We start from the raw sequence: 22388 nt of genomic DNA, 5'->3' as shown, positions 1-22388 counted from the left end.
GATAATGAGTGTTAAATATGGGGAGGTCGTATGGACGAGAATAGCAAAGATATTTTGGATAAAATCGAGGAATATCAAAGTGAACTAACTTTTTTATCATTTCAGATTAAATGGATGATCGTAGCTAGAATCGTGAATATAATTATTCTAATTGTTTTTATCTATAGTTTCCTTCAGTATAGTGACGGGCATTGGGGAATTCTTCCTTCTATCGCAAGCCTTATTTTGTACATGATTAGTCTTATCTTTACAGGTTTGGGTGGTTCTAGAGGGGCTCAGAATACGACTATGAGAAAAATTGGTCCGATGAGACGAAGAAAGAAGCGTTTAGAAGCACTTATCGAAAGGCATCAAAGTTGGTTGCAGTAAGAAAACTACTGTTAGAAAGCAGAACAAGAACAAATCGAAAAAAACTATTTTTCGGCGACCGAAATCACTTTTGAAATTGATAGACACACGGGTAAAAGCAAATAGAAAAACAAATAAAAGCGTAACTATTGGAATCGCGAACTGTTATATAAATAGTTACATTAATTGCAACAATCAATCATTTAAAATAAGCTCATCATTTTCGGTTAAACGTTTATGATGGGTTTATTTTTTTGTTGGTTACTTGATTACTAGGGATGAGAGATTGAAGAGATATTGTGATTCGAAATGAAGAGACTATATCTGACGTTTTTTTAAAACATTTTTAAAAACTTTTGTTTTGTGTAACTCTTACAAATTTTAGTAAACAGTGACAGACAGTCGGTCTTTATTTCTGAATTATAGAGTATTGGAAGGTCGAATTGATAATGAAGAAAGTGAAACCCTCATGTATATCGTGCCATAGAGTGCAGCATAGATGGTTTTTTCGATTGATGAGTTACACGACAGGTATCGACCTATTCCAAAGCTTTTAAAAAACTTTAAAAAGTCTCTTTAAAAACATTTTAGTAATACAAAAAATACTTGTCAAAAATTGTGACGACTTTCTAGTCAAGTAATAGTAGCTATATGAGCATTATGGAAAACATAGTGATTGTTAACCTTGAATAAAATAGAAAAGATTTCTTAGAAGGAACTCTTCTAAGAAATCTGTGAAAATTCACATAAAAATAACGTTTATTTTTTTATAAATAAACAAAAAAAGAAATACACTCAACAAATATACTATGTTATTTTGTTATTATTGTCAATAACACTTATTATTTTTCGGATTATTGCAATTTTTTATCTTTTTAGACGAAGCAGGACGGGGAATTTCTTAGATTTTCAAGCCGTCAATTAAGCCGTCAAATTTTTGGTGAAAGGAAGAATTAAATACTATGGCACGTAGAGGAGAAAACATCTATAAACGCAAGGATGGGCGCTGGGAAGGGCGCTATATTATTGGTCATCACCCGAATGGAAAGGCTCGATTTGGTTACATATATGATCGGACGTTTCGAGAAGTTCGACGAAAGCTAAGAGAAAAAAAGCAGCAATATCAATCAATTATTCCTTCGTCCACAGAGTATCAAGGAACGGTTACGCAGTGGGTTCAAGAATGGTTGCAAGGTTCTATTCGTAGAAATGTGAAGATATCCACCTATACGACCTACCACTATAAAATGGTTCATTATGTTTGTCCTTATTTTGAAACTATCTCATTGAGCCGTTTGACAACCGCTACGGTACAAGGTTTTGTCGATTATTTAAGTACTCTCGGGTTGAGCGCAACAACCATCCGAACAACGATTCAGATTTTGAAACGTTCGCTGAGAGAGGCTATCAAACGCAACATTTTATTAATCGATCCTTTCTATGAAGTCATTTATCCTATGAAAATTCAAAAAAAGATATTTGCTTTAACAGAAGAGGAGCAGGCTAGCTTAGAAAAATTTGCCAGTCAACATGCTAAAGGCTTTCCGATTGTACTGGCTCTTCATACGGGTATGAGAATTGGGGAAATCAGTGCCTTAAAATGGACAGATATTGACTTGAATAAAGGCGAAATTTCGGTCTCAAGAACACTTCAAAGACTTTCTTCTTCATCGCTTACGAACGAAACGACTATTAATGAAGGACCAGCAAAAAGTCCCTCTGCTCATCGGATTATCCCCTTGAATGATAAGATTTGGGGCCTGCTGAAGGAGAAGCAAAAAACTGCCACAAGTCCGTATGTAGTCGGGCATAACCAGCATTTCTATGAGCCGCGGACAATTACGTATCAGTTCAAAAAAATTTTGTCGAAATTAAAGCTCAGATCGATTCACTTTCATCAGTTACGACATACGTTTGCTACTCGCTTATTAGAAAAAGGAGCCGATATTGCCAGCGTCAGTGCACTGCTAGGACATCATTCAGCAAAATTAACTTTAGATGTTTATATTGACTCCTTGATGACCCAGCGAAAAAAATGGGTCAACGCATTACTATAAAAAAAACAACAAAATGAAAGCGGTTAAACGGATGAAGTGTGAGAGTTCTCTTTATTTTATGAGCCGTCTAGAAAGCCGTCACTGTTCTTTTATTGTAGGGCTCCCAATGGTTTAGACCCTCTTCTTAGAAGAGTTCCTTCTAAGAGAAAAATCGTTCATTTTTTTATGGATACCTCATCAAAAAGCCATTATAACGCGTTCCTATATGGAAGTCCATGAGGGAAGAGACATGGGGGGTCTCGGAGAAAATAGCTATACATTCAAACAAGGATGCAGGAGGTGAACCCTAGAGTTTGTAAAGGGATGCTCACAGCAGGGAAAAACACTAATGATTTGTCGATGCCTACCAGAAAAGTAAAAAGGTTATTTATTAGGTTGGGGTTAGGTACATACTAATTAGGGTCGATTGTTGACTAGCAAATGATTGAAAACATATATCTCGAAAAAAGAGAAAATAAAAAAGAGGAGTTAATTTAGATGAAATTCAACAAGAAAACAATTCTTGCACAGGTAACTGTCGCAGCAACATTATTTACAGCAGTAGGAGTTTTACCATTAGGGCAAGCCGTGGTTGCGCAAGCTGAAGAGGTAAGCCAATTAACAAGTGCTAACCCAACAGCTGATACAACATCAAATCGTTCAATCTCAATCTGGAAATACCAAGTCCGTGATGCATCTGAACTAGGCGGACGTGGCGAAGGTAGCCATCAAGCAGTCGACAAAGATGTAATCCCTGGAATCAAATTTAAAGTGCAACGTGTTGTACCTGTTGGAGGGGCTTCACTAACTGATCCTCGTAAACAAGAGCTTACGAAGCACTACACAATTGACGGAACATTTACTGAACAAACAATCACTACTGATGCGAGTGGGAAAGCTGTTCTGGATTTAGGTATCGGACGCGCAAATGATGGAATTTATTTAGTCACTGAGCTTGCTGACGATCGGACTGACTTAACAGCGACGGCTGGTAAAAAAGTGGAAACACCTGCGGATCCATTCTTCGTACATGTACCACAAACAAGTCGTACGGATCTAAGTTCATTAATTTACGACGTACAAGTACAACCAAAAAACATTTTGGAAAGTTTAGTTAACCCTGATAAAACGATTAATGACAAAAAAGGTGACTCTGTGCATGCAGGACAAGAATTCCAATGGGAACTAGAAGCAAAAGTCCCTGCTGGTTTATGGCAAGTGGCTGCTCAAAATGGCACAATCGATGTATATGATGCTGATGGGAAAATCACTGGTACATATGAAATGGTAGCTGGACAAGCGATTGCTGTCCGTGACGATAGTGGTTTATTACAACCAAACTTCTCTATGACAGATAAATTAGATAGCCAATTAACATACAAAAAAGACAGTGCAAAAGTTCAAGTGAAAACAGAAACTGGCGAGTGGACTGATTTAGCAGCAGCTGACTACACGGTTGCATTTGATGAAGCAACTAACACGTTGAAAACTACTTTAACTGAAGCTGGATTAACCAAAGTTGGTACGGTGGCAAACGGATTTACTGATATCCGTACAATCTTAATAACGACTGTTGCAGAAAACTGGAATGGTATTTTGGATAATAACTTCACCATTAACTATCAAGTGCCTGGCCAAAAACCAAAAACTGTTACACCTCCGGAAGAAAGCAAACCAAAATATTACACAGGTGGATTTGATATCGAGAAAACTGCAGAAGATACAAAAGCAGTTCTAGCTGATGCTGAATTCATGATTGCTTTCACTAAAGAAGAGGCAGAAGCAGAAAAATTCATCGCTAACGATGGTAAAGCCTACGATAAAGGTGCTACTTTACCGGAAGGCGTAAGCTTCTTAGTCGCTAAGTCTGGTGAAAAAGGACGCGCAGTATTTGATGGATTAGCTCTTGATTGGGATGACGCAAATAAAGATGGCTTTGTTCAAAATGATGAAGTTAGTCGTAGCTACTGGGTAGTGGAAACAAAAGCACCAGAAGGTTATGAACTATTAAAAGCACCTCAAGAAGTAACTGTCAACCTAACTACTGAAAAAGACGATGCAGTGGAATTAAATGTTGTCGATAAACCAAAAACTGACCTACCATTTACTGGGGGCCAAGGAACAACTCTATTAGTTGCGATCGCTCTAGGAGCAATCACGATTGGTACAGTAGCAATCTCAATCGACAAAAAACGTCGTCAAGCATAAAGAAAAAAGGGGATGAAGGGATGGAACGACGATGCATAAAACGCAACGAATCAAGCAGATAGTCACCGTTCTTCTTCCAGTAATCTTCCTTCTAGGAGTGGTTTTAGCCATTCCTAGAGGGAATGTGTTGAAAGCAGATGATTCTGAACAACCCTTTGCGCATGTAAAGATTAACGGAAAAACAGTTTCTTTGGCCGATACACTCATTCAAGAAGAAACCGTCCAGTTGGAATTAACAGGTAAAGAGAATTACTGGCTGCGACTTCCAGATGATGAAAATTATGAAGTGTATCAAGAAAAAACTGGAGAAGAGACACAAACTGAGATTATCACTTATCAAGAATTGATGGAGGTAATCGAACAATCTACTAAAGAATCGGCAACGAGTATTGAAGATGATCAAAGCGAAGAAACGATTCAAGTAGAAGCTTCAATTGAAGAACCAGCTGAGGAACTCTCTTTAACTTCTTCTACCTCTTCAAATAATAATGAGGTAGCACAGCAACCGGCGAAATTTTACCAGATAAAAGAAGAACCTCATGCAGGAACATACTTTCAACTCAAGAAAGAAGAAACTACTCAATTACATGTAAAACGAACCTCGAAAAAAATGGGGAAAGTTATAATTACAGAAGTTGGGAAAGAAAAAGTACAACAAAATTTATTTCATTTCGAAACTACAGAATCAACTACAGCCGAGACTGTAGAAGAGCAGTCACAACCATCTTCTACATCATCTGAACCACAATCCGAAGTTGCTAAAAAAGAAGAACAACCATCAGCAAGTACGCAAGAGAGCTCAATAGAAGATAAGCAAACAAAGACTGATGTAGCTCAATCAGATGGGGTACATTCTGTAAAGACTGAAACAACGAATAAAAGTGTTGATGAGTTACTAAACGCAGAGTATCAAGTAGATGATTCTTTATTAGCACCTAAATTCATTGCTGGTAAAGAACAAAGTAGCTCGAAGAACACACAGGCACTATCCTCACTAATCGTTAAAGATGTTCTTCTCTCTACAAGAACCGGAACAGCAGGGTTTGATAATAATGATCTAGCAGGATATGATAGTTCCGCAACAAATACTAGAGTCCGTTCTTTTGACCAAATCAGCTATTTGGTCTCATTTTCAATTCAAAATACAACTTTGAATGAAAATTATAAAGATATACGTTATCGAGTAACAGGAACCATGCCTAATGCGGTTGAGTTAGTCTCAGGAGTGCCTAAAAATAATGGGGAGATATCAAATGGGAAATATGTCTCAAACACGAATGGCTCTCAATATTCAGAAGGCTCAATGGAATCTATTATTAGTGGCTCGGGACAGATTTTTGTTCCTATCATTTTAAGTGTTTATGGCGCTGAAAATGGCAAACAGATACAACCGACAATAAAATTAGAAATTGTCGATGCTATGAATGTTACAACTGGTAAAAAAGAAACATTTAATAAAACATATACAGTAAAGGAATTGCCAAAACTTCAAACACCAGTGACTTATGTTTCAGCTAAACCTTCCGTCGGTGTGACGATGGTTCGAGGTGAAACTAGACCAAGTACTACCTTAGGGATTGACGCAAAGTATACCATGATTAATGGATATGATGTAGGGATTGTAACTACCTTAAAGCCTTTAACTGGAAGAGCAACTGGTGATTATCGAGGGTCGACCTTTCCTAAAGGTGCAATTTCGTATACTGTAAAGCAAAAAGGAACCTATCAAAAAAACGGAACCACTAGCGCTATGTCAGCAAGTCAGTATGAGGCATTTGATTGTTTTGGATTTGCACCAGCAGTTAAAAATCGCTCATCAGTAACTTGGTCAAAAAATGCTGGGTTGGATGTTACAAAGTACACACAGCCTCTACAGGTGCCCAATGCAAATACGAAAAAACTTCATTTATCGCAGCCAACTGGCGATTTGTCTTTAATAGGTGTTTATAATTCAGGAACATTCACAGGTGGGAAAACAACCAAAGCAGGAGGAACCACATTTAGTAATTCTGGATATGCTGGAGTTGTTAATCCTTATACCTATAATATGACAGGAGAACGAGCTCCTGGAGCGACTAATAAAAGTTTTTCCAGTCAAGAAGTTATATTTGCTTGGGATGGCGGTCCATCTACTAAAATAGGGCAAGCCAACGGTTGGAACCGATACGATATAATATTGTATATAGATTCTGTCAGTTATGATGGTCTAACTACATCAAATGATACGAGCTTATCTTATCCTACAATAATAACATCGACTGGCGCATATGCTGGAGGTCCATTATTTGTAAAGTCAGTAGATGGAACACCACAGAATGTGACTAACCTTGAATTAAATTTACCAGTTCCAAATATTAATGGTGGGAATGGGCGCTTAAATCAAGGAGACGAAATCTACTTAGGAGCTTTCGACTTAACATCTAACCACAGTATTAAACAATTCAAAAGTTTACTGATGTGGGATCCTACTACTTTTAAGTATGATACTAACAGAAAATCTACTTCTGTAACCAGCGTACCAGAATCAGCGATAGAATCCCGCATATTTAAATACGGGGTTGCAAAGAATATTACTCAGACGCCCCCTTATACTATGAATATTTCTACATTACCCAAAAACTGGGATTTATATTCTTGGTATTCAACTCCTGAAGCCGCACAGAAAGTCGGACCGATTTCAGCGGTTGAATCAATACTGACGTTGAAAACATTAGGCTCAGTTAATCATGATGTATCTCATTACCCTAGACTTCCAGTTATAGTAACCGGAAATCCAGGGGATAGAAACGGCAATGGCAAACCAATTACATTGATGGAAAGTAGCCAATTTATTAATGCAAGCGGAGCCGTTCTATTCGAGCCAGCTGTAAATAACGGGAAACTCAATACAAAATATTTGCCGACAGTTTACGACTCGAATGGTAACGTAACGTCCACTCCAGATAAGTATTGGAACTATTATGGTACATCAGCTTATATTCAAAAATTCAGCATTACAACGAAAACCGAAGTCGAACGTTCTACCTACCAAACAACTGATGATGTAAATATCAAGATAACGGGTGTACCTGCTGGTACTAAAGGGGTTAATTATGATAGTTCATTAATTACAAAATTGCCTAAAGGAATTTCTTATAAGCCAGGATCTGCGAAAGATGGATTAGGAAAAGCACTCCCCAATCCTACGATAACCACAAATTCTGATGGAACTAGCACTTTGAAATGGAGTTTTAGTAAGATTTCATTAACTACAGGAATTGAGGTCAATTTTTCCTCATCCATTAACTATACTAATCTTTCATTTGAAGATACTGGTTACACGAATAATTTAGGTGTAAAAACGGTTGGAGAAATATGGCTTACTGGTTCACCAACCGTTAAAGATACTGCGCCTGAATCCGTCCGTTCGTCATCTGACCATTTTACGGTACAACTTATTCAACAGGTTACCATTAGTAAAACTGTAAACAAAACGAATATAGAAGTCGGAGATGTCGATCCTACCTTAATCGATAACACAATTACTTATACTATAAAATTAAAAAACGAAAGTGCTACTCCGATTACAAATTTGAATGTACTTGACGTTCTTCCTTACAACAATGACGCTCGAGGAACAAAATTTAGTGGGAGCTTCGCTGTTCAATCTATTCAGACAAATCAACATTTTGGTACTAAGATATACTATTCAAATTCAATTGAAAATGAGAGTGCTATCGCTAATCCAAATGGAGTAATCGGCCCAAATTGGATTGCGTATGCTGGTTCTTCAATCAATCCAGCAGACCCAGCTGCTAAAAATGCAAAATCTGTACGAGTAATTACGAATTCATTAGGTGTAGGTCAAGAACTTACACTAACGATTAAGCTAAGAGCATCTGGACAAAAGGCAGGGGATGTTCTAGTTAACAATGCTAGCATGAATTCCTTTTTAAATTTACCAGTCACCTCTGAGACTGTTACCACGAAAGTTTATGGTCGAGATTTCAAAGGGACCGCTTGGTTTGATGATAATAAAGATGGCTTGATGGGTACCAATGAAGTTAGAATGGCTAATGTGCCAGTCAAGCTCTATCGTACAAGTATTGCTAAACCAACTTACGCTAATCAATTAGTTGAGGAAAGCCTAACCGGAGAAAGATTCATAGATTTATCAGGTAATGTGACTAAAAAAACTGATGCGAATGGAAATTACACATTTTCCAACTTACCTGAAGGGAAATATGTCGCTGAATTTGTAATTGGTAACAGAGTGACCGCTAAAGAATTCAGCGTTACTGAGTTCAGAAAAGGTGGAGCGGCGAATGATAAAGTGAACTCAAAAGCAAATGTCACAACCTATAAAACACCCGCTTATGAGGCGCCTATTCTAAGTAGTTTGCCAGCGAAATTGACCACAAGCGATAAGACTTTCCATGTCGTTGATGTCCATTTAGGTGTTGTTCGGCTGAAATCACAGCTATCGATTACGAAAACTGTTGATAAAGCGGCGATTGAAGTTGGTTCGATTGATCCATCAATTAGCGGTGGAGTCAATAATACGCTTACCTATAAAGTAACTGTGAAAAATACGGGCACAGCGCAAGTACCAAATGTCGTACTATTAGACTACTTACCATATAAAGGGGACACTCGAGGAACGACTTTATCTGGTTCGTATACAGTAACTGATGCGACAGTCTCAGGAACGAATGCGAAAATTACGTATACAAATACAGCGGCTACGACAGCGGCGAATGAAAACTTGAACCCGAATACGAAGCCTGCATGGACAGCCTATACCCCAGGGACAACGCCTGTGGCGAATATTAAAGGAGCCAAAGCTTTCTTAGTTTCTCAGCCAAGTTTAGCGCCAGGTGCTTCGATAGTATTAACAGTGAAGCTTACACCTACAAATCAAAAAGCTGGTGAACTGATTAAGAACAACGCCAGTGTAAATGACGGCATCAATAATGGTGGAAACGCACCATTACGTTCAAATACCGTAGTAACGACTGTCTATGGGCGAGACTTCAAAGGAACGGCTTGGTTTGATGACAATAAAGATGGCTTGATGGGCACAGCCGAAGTAAGAATGGCGAATATTCCAGTCAAACTTTATCGAACGAGTATTGCCAAAACAACCTACGCCAATCAATTAGTGACGCAAAGTCTAACCGGTGAGAAGTTTATGGATGGAACGACTGTGAATAAAAAAACCGATGCGAATGGAAATTACACCTTTGCGAATCTCCCTGAAGGAAATTACGTCGCTGAATTTGTAATCGGTGATAGAGTTACAGCCAAAGAATTCAGCGTCACTGAGTTTAGAAAAGGCGGCGCAGCGAATGATAAAGTGAACTCAAAAGCAAATGTCACAACCTATAAAACACCTGCTTATGAGGCACCAATTCTAAGTAGCCTACCGGCTAAACTGTCCACTAGTGATAAAACTTTCCATGTCGTGGATGTCCATTTAGGAGTTCTACGTATAAAATCACAGTTATCAATTACCAAAACTGTTGATAAAGCAGCGATTGAAGTTGGTTCGATTGATCCGTCAATTACTGGCGGAATCAATAATACACTCACCTATAAAGTGACCGTAAAAAATACGGGTGCAGCGCGAGTGCCAAATGTCGAACTGTTAGATTATTTACCGTATAAAGGAGATACTCGAGGAACGACTCTATCGGGTTCATATACAGTAACCGATGCAACAGTCTCGGGAACCAATGCGAAAATCACATATAGTATCACACCAGCGAATACGACAGCGAATGAAAATATGAACCCGAATACGAAGCCTGCTTGGAATCCTTATACTCCTGGGACAACGCCTGTGGCGAATATTAAGGGCGCGAAAGCTTTCTTAGTTTCTCAACCGAGCTTAGATCCAGGTGCTTCTATGGTATTAACAGTGAAGCTTGCGCCTACGAATCAAAAAGCGAGTGAGCTGATCAAGAATAATGCTAGTGTAAATGATGGCACTAACGGTGGTGGAAACGCACCATTACGTTCAAATACCGTAGTAACGACTGTCTATGGGCGAGACTTCAAAGGAACAGCTTGGTTTGATGACAATAAAGATGGTTTGATGGGCACATCTGAAGTAAGAATGGCTAATATACCTGTCAAACTTTATCGAACGAGTATTGCCAAAACAACCTATGCGAATCAATTAGTGACGCAAAGTCTAACCGGTGAGAAGTTTATGGATGGAACGACTGTGAATAAAAAAACCGATGCGAATGGAAATTACACCTTTGCGAATCTACCCGAAGGAAATTATGTCGCCGAATTTGTGATTGGTGATAGAGTTACTGCCAAAGAATTTAGTGTCACTGAGTTCAGAAAGGGTGGCGCTGCGAACGATAAGGTGAACTCGAAAGCAAATGTTACAACCTATAAAACACCTGCTTATGAGGCGCCAATTCTAAGTAGCCTACCGGCTAAACTGACCACTAGTGATAAAACTTTCCATGTCGTAGATGTCCACTTAGGGGTTCTACGCATAAAATCACAGCTATCAATTACAAAAACTGTTGATAAAGCAGCGATTGAAGTCGGTTCGATCGATCCATCAATTACTGGCGGTATCAATAACACGCTTACCTATAAAGTGACCGTGAAAAACACGGGCACAGCGCGAGTGCCAAATGTCGAACTGTTAGATTATTTACCATATAAAGGAGATACTCGAGGAACGACTCTATCGGGTTCATATACAGTAACCGATGCGACAGTCACTGGAACCAATGCGAAAATCACGTATACAAATACAGCGGCTACGACAACGATGAATGAAAACTTGAACCCGAACACGAAGCCTGTATGGACAGCCTATACTCCAGGAACAACGCCTGTAGCGAATATTAAAGGAGCCAAAGCTTTCTTAGTTTCTCAGCCGAGCTTAGATCCAGGTGCTTCTATGGTATTAACTGTGAAGCTTGTGCCTACGAATCAAAAAGCGAGTGAGCTAATCAAGAACAACGCCAGTGTAAATGATGGCACCAACGGTGGCGGAAATGCACCATTGCGTTCAAATACCGTAGTAACGACTGTTTATGGGCGAGACTTTAAAGGTACAGCTTGGTTTGATGATAATAAAGATGGTTTGATGGGCACAGCCGAAGTAAGAATGGCTAACATTCCAGTCAAACTTTATCGAACAAGTATTGCCAAAACGACCTATGCCAATCAATTAGTAACGGAAAACCTGACTGGTACCAAATTCATTGACTCATCAGGGAATTCGACTAATAAAACCGATGCAAACGGGAACTATATTTTTACAAATCTTCCTGAAGGAAATTACGTCGCTGAATTTGTGATCGGTGATAGAGTTACAGCCCAAGAATTCAGTGTCACTGAATTCAGAAAAGGTGGCGCAGCGAACGATAAGGTGAACTCAAAAGCGAATGTCACAACCTATAAAACACCTGCTTATGAGGCGCCAATTCTAAGTAGCCTACCGGCTAAACTGACCACTAGTGATAAAACTTTCCATGTCGTAGATGTCCATTTAGGGGTTCTACGTATAAAATCACAGCTATCAATTACCAAAACTGTCGATAAAGCGGCGATTGAAGTTGGCTCGATTGATCCGTCAATTACTGGCGGTATTGACAATACACTTACCTACAAAGTAACTGTGAAAAACACAGGTACAGCACGAGTGCCAAATGTCGAACTGTTAGATTATTTACCGTATAAAGGAGATACTCGAGGAACGACTTTATCGGGTGCGTATACAGTAACTGATGCGACAGTCACTGGGACCAATGCAAAAATCACGTATAGTGTCTTACCAGCTACTGCGACGACCAATGAAAATATGGATCCAAACAAGAAACCTGCTTGGAATCCTCATCCCTCAGGAACAACTCCTGTAGCGGATATTAAAGGAGCCAAAGCTTTCTTAGTTTCTCAACCAAGCTTAGAGCCTGGGGCTTCTATGGTATTAACTGTGAAGTTGAAACCAACGAATCAAAAAGCTAGTGAGTTGATTAAAAACAACGCTAGTGTAAATGATGGTACCAACGGCGGTGGAAATGCACCATTGCGTTCAAATACCGTAGTAACGACCGTTTATGGGCGAGATTTTAAAGGGACAGCTTGGTTTGATGACAATAAAGATGGCTTGATGGGTACTAATGAACCACGGTTGGCAAACATTCCAGTCAAATTATATCGGACAAGTCTGACAGTAGCGACTTATAAAAAAGTGTTAGTAACAGAAAGTCTAACTGGTGAGAAGTTCATGGACGGTACAACTGTGAAAAAAATGACTGACGCCAATGGAAACTACATTTTTGCGAATCTTCCTGAAGGGAATTACGTCGCTGAATTTGTGATTGGGGATAAAGTAAAAGCTATGGAGTTTGGTGTCACTGAATTTAGAAAAGGCGGCGCTACAAATGATAAGGTTAATTCAAAATCAAGCGTAACAGCACCTTTTGAATCGCCTGCATATGAAGCTCCAATTTTAACCAGTCTACCAGCAAAAACTTCTGCGAATGATAAGACTTTCCATGTAGTAGATGTCCATCTAGGAGTCGTTCAAGTAAAATCACAGTTATCGATTAAAAAAACGGTTGATAAAGCAGCGATCGAAGTCGGCTCTATTGATCCATCAATTAATGATGGAGTTGACAATACACTTACTTACAAAGTAACGGTCTCAAATGAAGGATCTGCACGTGTACCTAATGTCGAACTATTGGATTACTTACCGTATAAAGGCGATACTCGAGGAACAACTCTATCGGGTACGTATACAGTCACCGATGCGACAGTTGTAGGAACCAATGCAAAAATCACATATACCAATACAGCAGCTACGACGGCAGTAAATGAGACTACAGATCCGAATACGAAACCTGCTTGGACTGCCTATATCCCAGGGACAACACCCGTAGCAAATATTAAAAATGCGAAAGCCTTTTTGGTTTCTCAACCGAGTTTAGAACCAGGTGCATCTATAGTACTAACAGTGAAGTTAAAACCAACGAACCAAAAAGCTGGCGAGTTGATACAAAATGATGCACGTGTAAATGATGGCACCAATAATCCACTAAAATCAAATATTGTGACTACTAAAGTTTATGCAAGAATGCTGAGCGGTGTAGCATGGTTTGATGATAATTATGATGGATTTATTGGTAAATTAAATTCTGGAAAAGACGAGTTAAAGGTGAAAGACATCCCTGTTAAACTATATCGAACCAGTCTTACCCTACCAAGCTATCAAAATGAACTAGTAAAACAAAGTCTGACAGGAACTGCTTTCGTAGATGCTTCTGGAAACTCTTTGATTAAGACAGATGCAAATGGGAAATATGTCTTTAGTGATCTTCCCGAGGGTTCATATATCGCTAAATTCGAAATAGATGGTCGAGTGATTGCTAAAGAATTTAAAGTAACTACACCTAATGCAGGAACTGAAGCAGATATTTATAGAAACTCAAAGGTCAATCAAAATACGTATAAAACTATCAAATCTTATGAGCAACCTCTACTTAAAAATCTACCAACTCTGACAGAAAAGAGTAACGGTTTATACCATATTGAACATCTTAATCTTGGATTAATCCATCCTTGGAAGATTCGTATCTTTAAGTATGCTGCAGGAACTGCAGTAGATGGGAACAGAGATGGTGTTTTAAGTAATGTAGAAAAATCTACTGGCTTAGCTTTACAAGGAGCAGAATTTACAATCTACGAAGGGAACAAAATGGATGAATCGAAAAAAGTAGGCACGGCAGTAACAGATAGCACAGGCCATATTGATTTTGAATTTCTATTTAATAAGGACTACACCCTAGTAGAAACCAAGGCGCCTGTTGGGTATGAGCTGGTCAAAGAGCCGATTGCGGTGAAAGTTTCGGAAGGTAATGAAGTAGTAATGGTCTATCAAGAAGATGATAAAGTGACGGTTCTGCCATTTACTGGTGGAAATGGACCAATCCAGCTGTTCTTGATGGGCTCGGGAAGTCTAATGGTCTTAGGATTATTAGGGATTGCTTGGCATTATCGGACACCTCGAAAGAAAGGAGAGCATTAAGATGAAAAAACGAATTTATTGTTTACTGGCTCTTCTTTTTACTGGGGTCGGTTTCTCTGCAATACCTGCTCATGCAACAGAAACTGCGGGTCACGGCATTACGATTCAAAAGTACAAACTAGATTCGGCAACCAATGTGGCTAATTTCCCACAAGACGGTTCAAAAGCGGAGTCGTTGACGGATGACAAAGGGCAAGCTTTAGCACCTTTATCTGGGATTACCTATGAAGTGGTTCGTGTGACGCCACTGACTGGTGGAACAGGTTTTCAAATAGTGGAAGGAACCGAAGCATTTTCTGCCGAAATCACGACAGATTCGAATGGGCTAGCGCAAGTCTCTGGTTTGGCTCAAGGGATGTATCGAGTGGTCGAGAAACCGAAAGATGGCTTGTTAAAAGAAGTCATGGAGCCGGTCATTCTAGAATTGCCTCTTCCTCAACCTGGCGGAAAAGCGGCTCTTTCTGAAGTTTACCTTTATCCAAAATCTAGTGTCGCGTCTAACACTGGCGGAAAAGATGGACCGAAAGATCCTACCAAAAATCCCGTCACAAGATTGCCTCAAACAAGTGGGAACATTGGCAATACGCACCCATTTGTTTGGATGAGCACAGTCATTTTTGTGATGGGTGTTGTTGGGTTATTCTCAATGAAAAGAAAAACCCCACGATAATTGAGAAAGAGGAACTTCTTCACGTGAGGAGGTTTCTCTTTCTTCATCTTAGAAAGGAGGAGACAGAGGATGGCACATCAACCCATAAAGAAAAAAAAGAAGCCTTCAATTTTGATGCTTTTTGCTTGCTTCATGATCTTCGTGGGGACACTAATCTTGCTGTATCCAATAGTAGGAAACTACCTTGCCAACAGAGAACGTAGTGAAGCGGTAACCCAATATGATGAATCAATGAAAAAGCTATCAGAAGAAGAGAAGGAAGCTCAGTTTCGTTTAGCTCAACAATACAATGAATATATTTACAAAAAACAACAGGGCAAACAGACAGAACCTATCGTTTACACAGCAATTGCAAATGAAGGAACCGTCATGGGGACTTTGGATATTCCGGCATTGGATATCGATGGCTTGCCTTTTTATCATGGAACATCCTATCAGACGTTGGATAAAGGGTTGGGGCATTTTGAGCCTTCGTCGATTCCGATTGGTGGCACCAACACGCGTTCCGTGATTACCGGTCATAGTGGCGTTCAGAATCAAGTATTGTTTACGGATATTAAGAATTTGAGTGAGGGAGATATCTTTTTCGTCAATATTCTGGGCAAACGATTAGCTTATGAGATTGAATCCTTTGAAGAAGTCCTTCCTAGTGAAGTCGACAAGGTCAAAGTGTTGTCGGGGAAGGATACGGTTACGTTACTGACTTGTACGCCGCCAGGTATCAATACCTATCGATTGTTGGTGACTGGCCATCGGATTCCTTATGAAGAGGCCTTGACGAGAAAAGTGGTCAAACGAAATCTTTGGAACTATCAAACAGTTGTCCTACTGACTTTAGGAATTAATTTGTTCTTGTGTCTATTTCTCTTCATAATCTATCGCCGCCAACGAAAACGAGTGCGTTCAACCGATCCCGTAGTTTCTGCTAAAGCGCGAAAAAAATTGAAATGGTTATTCCGAGTAGTAAAAACATTCTTTGTGCTCCTTTTTCTAACGATGATTACCGTGCTAGGGGTAGCGATTTATGGCTATCTGCATATGCAAGAAGAGGCGGGGATGTCGCCGATTAATATTGGCTTAGAGGAAGAGATTAGTCAGTACAATCTCGATAAAGTTCAAAAAGCGAATTACGCGGAGAAACAGATTGCCAGTGTCAATGTAGCAAATTACGCCGAGGCTAAAACGACTTTTCAACAGACGACCAACAATTGGGGGATTGGCAAGTTAGTCATTCCTAAAGTTGCCATCGACTTGCCGATTCTTGCGGGATTGGCTAATGAAAACTTATTGTCTGGCGTGGCTACCTATCGTAAGGATCAACAGTTGGGTAAGGGGAATTACGTTTTGCTAGCCCATAATATCTACGATAAAGACGTTCTCTTGCATCGCATCCAAGATCTTGCGGTGGGAGACACCTTGTATACGACTGATTTTAAAGATGTCTACGTCTATCGTGTGACCGTTAATAAAATAATCGAAGATACCGAAGTGGCTTATGTCGAAAAAGAAGCCTCAGGCCATCAAGCATTGCTGACTTTACTGCGTTGTGAAGGGGATATTGGTACCATCTATCGTCGCGTCGTTCAAGGAGAATTGAGTAGTGTGCAGCCACTAAAAACGGCAGAAGATCAGCTGGTGAGTGAACTAGGTTTGGCTCGAAAAAAGCAAACGAAAGCCAAGCAATTACTTGCTACAGATCCCGTCACTTCTTTTGAAAAGACCAGCATGCTACTTGCAGCGAAGATTATTTCTGAGCCGATGCAGACAATTGTTCCACTATTTCTATTGTTTTTGATGCCCATTCTCTTTTTGAATATGGTCCGCTGATATGAAACAAAGACAGCAAGAACCTAGAGAACAGAGAGAGTTAAGGAGACAAAAAGGTAGGACACAAAAATGGGAGATGGAAAAGCGAAAGGCAAAACAGTCTGAAACAATAATGACAGATGCGCCTAAATCAAAAACAAAAAAATCAGAAAAACGAACGTCGAAGACAAAAAAGGTAACTCGACAGAAGGTAACCGCGCGAAAGGTAAACCTACAAAAAACAAACAGGCAACGCTTAAAAGCACAAAAGGTAGAAAGAAAAACAACAGAATCAAAAAAATCAAAGTCGCGACAGGGGACTGAGCAAGCAGCTGAAAAAGCAGAAAAAGCTTCTGTAAAAAGGAAACAGAAGAATTCGACAACAACTCAGTCAGTTAGAAATACCCCAAAAACTTTACAGAGGAAAAAAGAACAACAAGCCAAGTTAAAGAAACAAGCAGCACGTAAAAAACAACAAATAAAAAGACGCGTAATCCGCTGGGGAATTATTTTGGCGATGAGTAGTGTCGTAGGGCTTCTTTCATGGACACTCATTCATTCGTATATTTTTCACCCCATCTCTGGAACATCGATGACACCGACAGTGACTGATGGTTCCGTCGTTCTACTGAAAAAGAGCGAGGACGTTAAGCGATTTGACTTGATTGGTTTCGCGATTGCTGGTGAGTCTGATCGATTTGTGAAGCGGATTATTGGTCTCCCTGAAGATCCTGTCTTCATCTCAGGGACGCGCCTGGTGATTGACCTTGAAGGAGAGGGGCGTTTTGTTAATACCTATAGTGTCGATTTGACGGATTCGATTGCCCAGGATTGGCGAGAACTAACGCGTATCCCCAAAAATTGTTACTTTGTTTTGGGGGACAATCTTCAGGTTTCTAAAGATAGTCGTAGTTTCGGCTGGGTGAACACAGAATCAGTCGAGGGACGGGTTCAATGGATTCAAAATAAGTGAGAAAAGAGGAAAAAGATGAGGTGGATTAATTGGGCGATAGGCGTAGGCTTACTCGCATTATTTCTAGTGATTGTGCGTCGTTGGCAGATTCAACAACAACTAAACCAATATCAGCATAAAAAAGGGCGCGCGCTGAAGAAATTACGTGCGCTTCAACGACGAGAAACGGAAAAACATGTTCGCGTCTTACTGGGAAGTAGTCTAGCTTTACTACTAGTAATAGGTCTCTTAACGGGACAAATTATCCAGCTAGAAACTTACTGGCAACAGCTTTCAGAAGAAAATACGCGTATAAAAAAAGAAATAACTAAGGTGAAGACCCAACAGGCCTATTATTTTAACGCGCAGCCCCTTAAAGAATACCCAAAAGAAGGCATTGATTTGAAGAATAGTGGTTGGCCGCGACTATTTACCAAATCGGATAGTCGTAAAGCACAAGGGCAATTGGAACAATTACTCGCCCAAAAGCTGACGCCATATTTTGGCCAAACTATGGCGATTTTATTTATTGAGGAGAAGGAAAAACAAGTGAAGCTTTCCCTTCAAATTGAAACCGAGTTAATCCCAGAATTGAAAGACAACTTGACGAGTTTCTTAGCAGAATTAGCTGCGATCTCAGAAGTGTATGAGGTACAGGTTACTTCTACCGAAGAACAGCAGGAAACTTCACTAACGACTTATGTACGCGCAAAAGACAAGCAAAGTTTTATTATTCAAGAAGAGAATGCAGCAGGAAAATAATAGGGAGGAAGGAAAATTAGATGGCTAAGAAAAAATTTACATCGACGGTTATTTTGAAAGAAGCATGCCAGCTAGCGGTAGAAGAGGGTGTCAGCAAAGTGACGGTCCGCGGATTATCCGCTCGTATTGGAATGTCCACACAACCAATCTATCAAGAGTTTGAGAACATCGAAGACTTGCGAGAAGTCGTTAGTGAGCAAGTATTTGCCAGTGTGCAACAGCGTTACTTTAACGAATGTCCCTCGCTTGATGCGTACATAGAAAATTTAGGGACCTTTCTTTTTGAAGAGACCAAAACTTATCACTCCTTAATGAACGATTCCTTTACTCATGAGTTGATGCAGAAATTTTTGCAGCGAAATTTTAGTCAAAGTGTCAAATCACTAAAGTTATCAGATATACAGAAACAACTGATCTATAGCCATATTTCAGGCGGGTTGACCGCAAATTTAATATTCGAGGAGCGACTTGATTCCGCTGAGATGATTCAAGCAGTCAAAAACCAAATTAATCAGATTTATTTTTCGTCTAAGTAACCTGCAAACTACCGTAGAGAAGGAAGAAAGTCTAAGAAGGAGGTAGACGAGAATGAATCATTCAGAGTACATTACTCATTTTAGATCTATCTGTGAAGAGGAAGAGTTTCGAGAAAAATACCCAACGATAGCGGGGCGAATGGAAGAAATCTGTCAGTTGATACAGACCGTGGTACAAGAGATATCTGAAGATAATGCCTTTTTGAGTATTGGTAAACTGCAAGGATACGACGCTCAACTACAAATCCTGCTTGAGCTGAAGGATGAGTTATTGGAGGAGCAGGTCGTGAGGATTGCGGAGAATGATTGCAAGACATTTGCCAAGGAACAATTCGGCTATAATCAAAATGAAGAGGCACCGGTCTCGTTGTATATGTTGGCACAATAGCGGCATCGCGACTTTAACTAGTATTGATGGACTCACTTCAATACTGGATAAAGTCGCGATGCGTTTTATTACCTGCTCTATTTTGGAAAATCGCCCTCACCAATTTGCCGGATTGGCCGTATCGGTTACTTGCTTCTGTTTGATTTTTTCGTAGACTGCCAGCTTGTCTTCCAAAAAGTGATAACGTTCTTTCGCTTCTTCTAATTGGGCGGCTGCACTTTCTAGTTGCTTAGCAATAATATCATAGCGTTTTTCAATCGTCGCTTCCCCAATCAGACAAAGCTCATTATACGTCCGAATATCTTTTAAGGACATGCCACACTGTTTTAAATAACGAACACCGATTAACCAATTGATGGCTGTTTCATCAAATAAGCGGTTGTTGTGCTCGTCTCGCTGCAAATTAGGAATCAATCCTTGATCGGTATAATAACGAATCGTGTGCTTAGACAAGTTGAGCTTCTGAGAGACTTCGTTAACTGTGTACATTCATTTCACTCCTTTATAAAAATGTAAGCCTATCCATTGACTTCGAGTTACTCGAATGTCGTATAGTGTCATTATACCACGGAAAATAAGGAGGACATACATGATGGAAACAGTAACCTTAGCAAATGGCGTGAAGATGCCTATTTTAGGATTTGGTGTCTACCAAGTCACAGATTTAGCTGAATGCGAAAAAGTTGTGAGCGAGGCGATTGAGGTTGGCTACCGCTCAATCGATACCGCACAAATTTACGGTAACGAAGAGGCGGTAGGAGCGGCAATCAAGAAGAGTGGCATGCCACGGGAAGACTTTTTTATTACCACAAAAGTTTGGATTTCTAACGCTGGCTACGAAAAAGCCAAAGCTTCTATTGAAGAATCCCTAAAAAAATTGCAGACTGAGTACATTGATTTATTGTTAATTCATCAGCCGTTCAACGATTATTATGGAACCTATCGGGCGATGGAAGAATACTACAAAGCAGGCAAATTAAAAGCAATCGGTGTCAGTAATTTTTATCCAGATCGTTTCATCGATTTGTCAGAATTTGCAGAAGTCGTTCCTCACGTAAACCAAGTGGAAACTCATGTCTTTAACCAGCAAATTGAGCCGCAAAAGATTATGAAAGAATATGGTACTCAAATCGAATCTTGGGGTCCTTTTGCAGAAGGAAAAAATGATTTCTTCACTAACGAAACGCTAGCTGCTATTGGAGAAAAATACCAAAAATCTATCGCTCAAGTGGCCTTACGTTACTTGATTCAACGAGGGGTCGTGGTGATTCCAAAAACAATCAATAAAGACCGCATGATTCAAAATTTCGATGTTTTTGATTTCTCACTAACCGCAGAAGACATGACAACTATTTTAGCCTTGGATCAAAAAGAAAGTCTATTCTTTTCACATTATGCCCCAGAACGAGTAAAACTTTTGGCAAGTTTAGGGAAGTAGCAGGACAGAAAATATTTCAAACAGAACAATTCGCCTTTCGTCTTTAAGAGAAAAATGAATTGTTCTTTTTTGTCTAATTCTTGCATAATCCTGATTTCATATATTATCTAGATGAAGATAGAGCACAATCAATATAATAATAATTTGTACTGCAAAAAATAGTACCGCAAAATTCATTTCAATTTTCTATAGGTGGCTGGTGTAGAGCCAAAATTCTTTTTGAATTGCCTGAAAAAAGCACTTGAATCTTCATAACCAACAGATTCGGCTATTGCATCTATTGACATATTTGTAGATTGAAGTAAATTCATTGCTTTCTCTAACTTGATATTTGTGACAAACTTACCGAAAGAATAGTTGGTAAAAGTTCTAACTATACGTGATATTTGCCGTTCACTATAGGAAAACATTTCTGACAAGCTTGTCAAAGTCACATCTGAATAATTATTTTGAATATGCTTAATTATATCAAGATTTTTTTGATTTTTTATATCTGTAACTAGGCTGGAACTAAAGGAATGCTCTTCATGATATCTCAATAACAATATAAATAAGGCTGAAACTAAATTATTTATCATCTCCTTCCGATATTTTCTTTCACTTGTGTGTTCCTTAACTATATATTTTATGTATTCTTTTAAATGACTATCATTATTTGTATCAAAAAAGATATAGGCATTCACATTTTTTAGCAATGATAGCGAGAAGAAGTTTGATAGTATATTATTCGTATTAGAAGCAAAGTCAATAAACTGAGATTCAAAAATCTCACTTTTAATCAATATATTATACACAATCACCTCATCTGAAAAAGAGCTGATTGAATGTGAAGTATTTGGAGAAAGAATACATATATCCCCATCTTTCATACTCATTTCTTCGTTATTTATAGTCGCTTTTACTTGTCCTGAGAATACATAAATGACTTCAAAATGATCATTTGAATGTTCTTTTGCAGGAAGATAACGTAGGTGACGAAAAACCTCAATAGGATGATCTCCTTCAAAAAAGTTTGAAGAGTCGATAGAGTTTCTTAAGAGCAAAGAGTACAAATTAGTATATTCGAACATGTCCCCATCTTCAGAAAAATCATTTTTAAAATCTTCTAAATTATAACTTGGACCCAGTTCGAAATATTTTTGTTTCAAATATTTCTCAATTTCCAGTAATTCCATCATACATCTTCCTTTCTAATCTAA

At 39.1% G+C, this 22388-nt stretch carries 13 protein-coding genes; 11 read left to right on the top strand and 2 right to left on the bottom strand.

The features are described from left to right. Positions 1-30 precede the first annotated feature (30 nt). The 10 genes from BAU15_RS07270 to BAU15_RS07225 all read left to right on the top strand — a co-directional run bounded on the left by BAU15_RS07270 (position 31) and on the right by BAU15_RS07225 (position 19751). A complete protein-coding gene (locus BAU15_RS07270) occupies positions 31-369 on the top strand; it encodes a hypothetical protein (protein ID WP_161842077.1) in 339 nt (112 codons plus the stop codon). 941 nt (positions 370-1310) lie between these two features. After that, positions 1311-2405: a tyrosine-type recombinase/integrase gene (locus tag BAU15_RS07265; RefSeq protein ID WP_161842076.1), complete on the top strand. Its 1095-nt coding sequence runs from the start codon at positions 1311-1313 to the stop codon at positions 2403-2405. A gap of 477 nt (positions 2406-2882) precedes the next feature. Further along, positions 2883-4592 carry a SpaH/EbpB family LPXTG-anchored major pilin gene (locus BAU15_RS07260; RefSeq protein ID WP_161842075.1) on the top strand — a complete coding sequence of 570 codons (1710 nt, stop codon included), beginning with the start codon at positions 2883-2885 and terminating at the stop codon, positions 4590-4592. A 31-nt stretch (positions 4593-4623) separates the two neighbouring features. Then, positions 4624-14637 carry a SpaA isopeptide-forming pilin-related protein gene (locus BAU15_RS07255; RefSeq protein WP_161842074.1) on the top strand — a complete coding sequence of 3338 codons (10014 nt, stop codon included), beginning with the start codon at positions 4624-4626 and terminating at the stop codon, positions 14635-14637. A 1-nt stretch (position 14638) separates the two neighbouring features. After that, entirely contained in the window at positions 14639-15307 is a 669-nt protein-coding gene (locus BAU15_RS07250) for a pilin N-terminal domain-containing protein (RefSeq protein ID WP_161842073.1), read from the top strand. A gap of 69 nt (positions 15308-15376) precedes the next feature. Further along, positions 15377-17134, top strand: a complete 1758-nt coding sequence (locus BAU15_RS07245) for a class C sortase (RefSeq protein WP_161842072.1) — start codon at positions 15377-15379, stop codon at positions 17132-17134. A 76-nt stretch (positions 17135-17210) separates the two neighbouring features. Next, complete coding sequence (gene lepB / locus BAU15_RS07240) at positions 17211-18086, top strand: signal peptidase I (protein ID WP_161842071.1); 876 nt, start codon at positions 17211-17213, stop codon at positions 18084-18086. 15 nt (positions 18087-18101) lie between these two features. Beyond that, complete coding sequence (locus tag BAU15_RS07235; RefSeq protein WP_161842070.1) at positions 18102-18827, top strand: hypothetical protein; 726 nt, start codon at positions 18102-18104, stop codon at positions 18825-18827. Positions 18828-18847: 20 nt separating this feature from the next. Continuing rightward, entirely contained in the window at positions 18848-19363 is a 516-nt protein-coding gene (locus tag BAU15_RS07230; protein ID WP_161842069.1) for a TetR/AcrR family transcriptional regulator, read from the top strand. Between the two features lie 52 nt (positions 19364-19415). Continuing rightward, positions 19416-19751: a DUF7006 family protein gene (locus tag BAU15_RS07225; protein ID WP_161842068.1), complete on the top strand. Its 336-nt coding sequence runs from the start codon at positions 19416-19418 to the stop codon at positions 19749-19751. 96 nt (positions 19752-19847) lie between these two features. Here the strand turns inward: BAU15_RS07225 and BAU15_RS07220 are convergent, their stop codons facing one another. Beyond that, positions 19848-20240 (bottom strand): MerR family transcriptional regulator, encoded by a 393-nt coding sequence (locus tag BAU15_RS07220; RefSeq protein WP_161842067.1) that lies wholly within the window; start codon positions 20238-20240, stop codon positions 19848-19850. A 103-nt stretch (positions 20241-20343) separates the two neighbouring features. On the opposite strand from BAU15_RS07220, the gene BAU15_RS07215 reads away from it, so the two are divergent. Further along, positions 20344-21189 (top strand): aldo/keto reductase, encoded by an 846-nt coding sequence (locus tag BAU15_RS07215; RefSeq protein ID WP_161842126.1) that lies wholly within the window; start codon positions 20344-20346, stop codon positions 21187-21189. A gap of 173 nt (positions 21190-21362) precedes the next feature. Here the strand turns inward: BAU15_RS07215 and BAU15_RS07210 are convergent, their stop codons facing one another. After that, positions 21363-22364, bottom strand: coding sequence for an AraC family transcriptional regulator (locus tag BAU15_RS07210; protein ID WP_161842066.1), 1002 nt, complete (start codon positions 22362-22364; stop codon positions 21363-21365). Positions 22365-22388 lie beyond the last annotated feature (24 nt).

It is taken from the genome of Candidatus Enterococcus huntleyi (assembly GCF_009933175.1).
In the GTDB taxonomy this organism is placed as follows: domain Bacteria; phylum Bacillota; class Bacilli; order Lactobacillales; family Enterococcaceae; genus Enterococcus_K; species Enterococcus_K huntleyi.
Note: the sequence above shows the minus strand (reverse complement) of the source record. Positions and strands in the feature narration are given on the sequence as shown.

Excerpts from the sequence above, each read along its gene's own strand:
- BAU15_RS07270 (WP_161842077.1), top strand. The coding sequence starts at position 31 with ATGGACGAGAATAGCAAAGATATTTTGGATAAAATCGAGGAATATCAA.
- BAU15_RS07265 (WP_161842076.1), top strand. The coding sequence starts at position 1,311 with ATGGCACGTAGAGGAGAAAACATCTATAAACGCAAGGATGGGCGCTGG.
- BAU15_RS07260 (WP_161842075.1), top strand. The coding sequence starts at position 2,883 with ATGAAATTCAACAAGAAAACAATTCTTGCACAGGTAACTGTCGCAGCA.
- BAU15_RS07255 (WP_161842074.1), top strand. The coding sequence starts at position 4,624 with ATGCATAAAACGCAACGAATCAAGCAGATAGTCACCGTTCTTCTTCCA.
- BAU15_RS07250 (WP_161842073.1), top strand. The coding sequence starts at position 14,639 with ATGAAAAAACGAATTTATTGTTTACTGGCTCTTCTTTTTACTGGGGTC.
- BAU15_RS07245 (WP_161842072.1), top strand. The coding sequence starts at position 15,377 with ATGGCACATCAACCCATAAAGAAAAAAAAGAAGCCTTCAATTTTGATG.
- lepB (WP_161842071.1), top strand. The coding sequence starts at position 17,211 with ATGGAAAAGCGAAAGGCAAAACAGTCTGAAACAATAATGACAGATGCG.
- BAU15_RS07235 (WP_161842070.1), top strand. The coding sequence starts at position 18,102 with ATGAGGTGGATTAATTGGGCGATAGGCGTAGGCTTACTCGCATTATTT.
- BAU15_RS07230 (WP_161842069.1), top strand. The coding sequence starts at position 18,848 with ATGGCTAAGAAAAAATTTACATCGACGGTTATTTTGAAAGAAGCATGC.
- BAU15_RS07225 (WP_161842068.1), top strand. The coding sequence starts at position 19,416 with ATGAATCATTCAGAGTACATTACTCATTTTAGATCTATCTGTGAAGAG.
- BAU15_RS07220 (WP_161842067.1), bottom strand. The coding sequence starts at position 20,240 with ATGTACACAGTTAACGAAGTCTCTCAGAAGCTCAACTTGTCTAAGCAC.
- BAU15_RS07215 (WP_161842126.1), top strand. The coding sequence starts at position 20,344 with ATGGAAACAGTAACCTTAGCAAATGGCGTGAAGATGCCTATTTTAGGA.
- BAU15_RS07210 (WP_161842066.1), bottom strand. The coding sequence starts at position 22,364 with ATGGAATTACTGGAAATTGAGAAATATTTGAAACAAAAATATTTCGAA.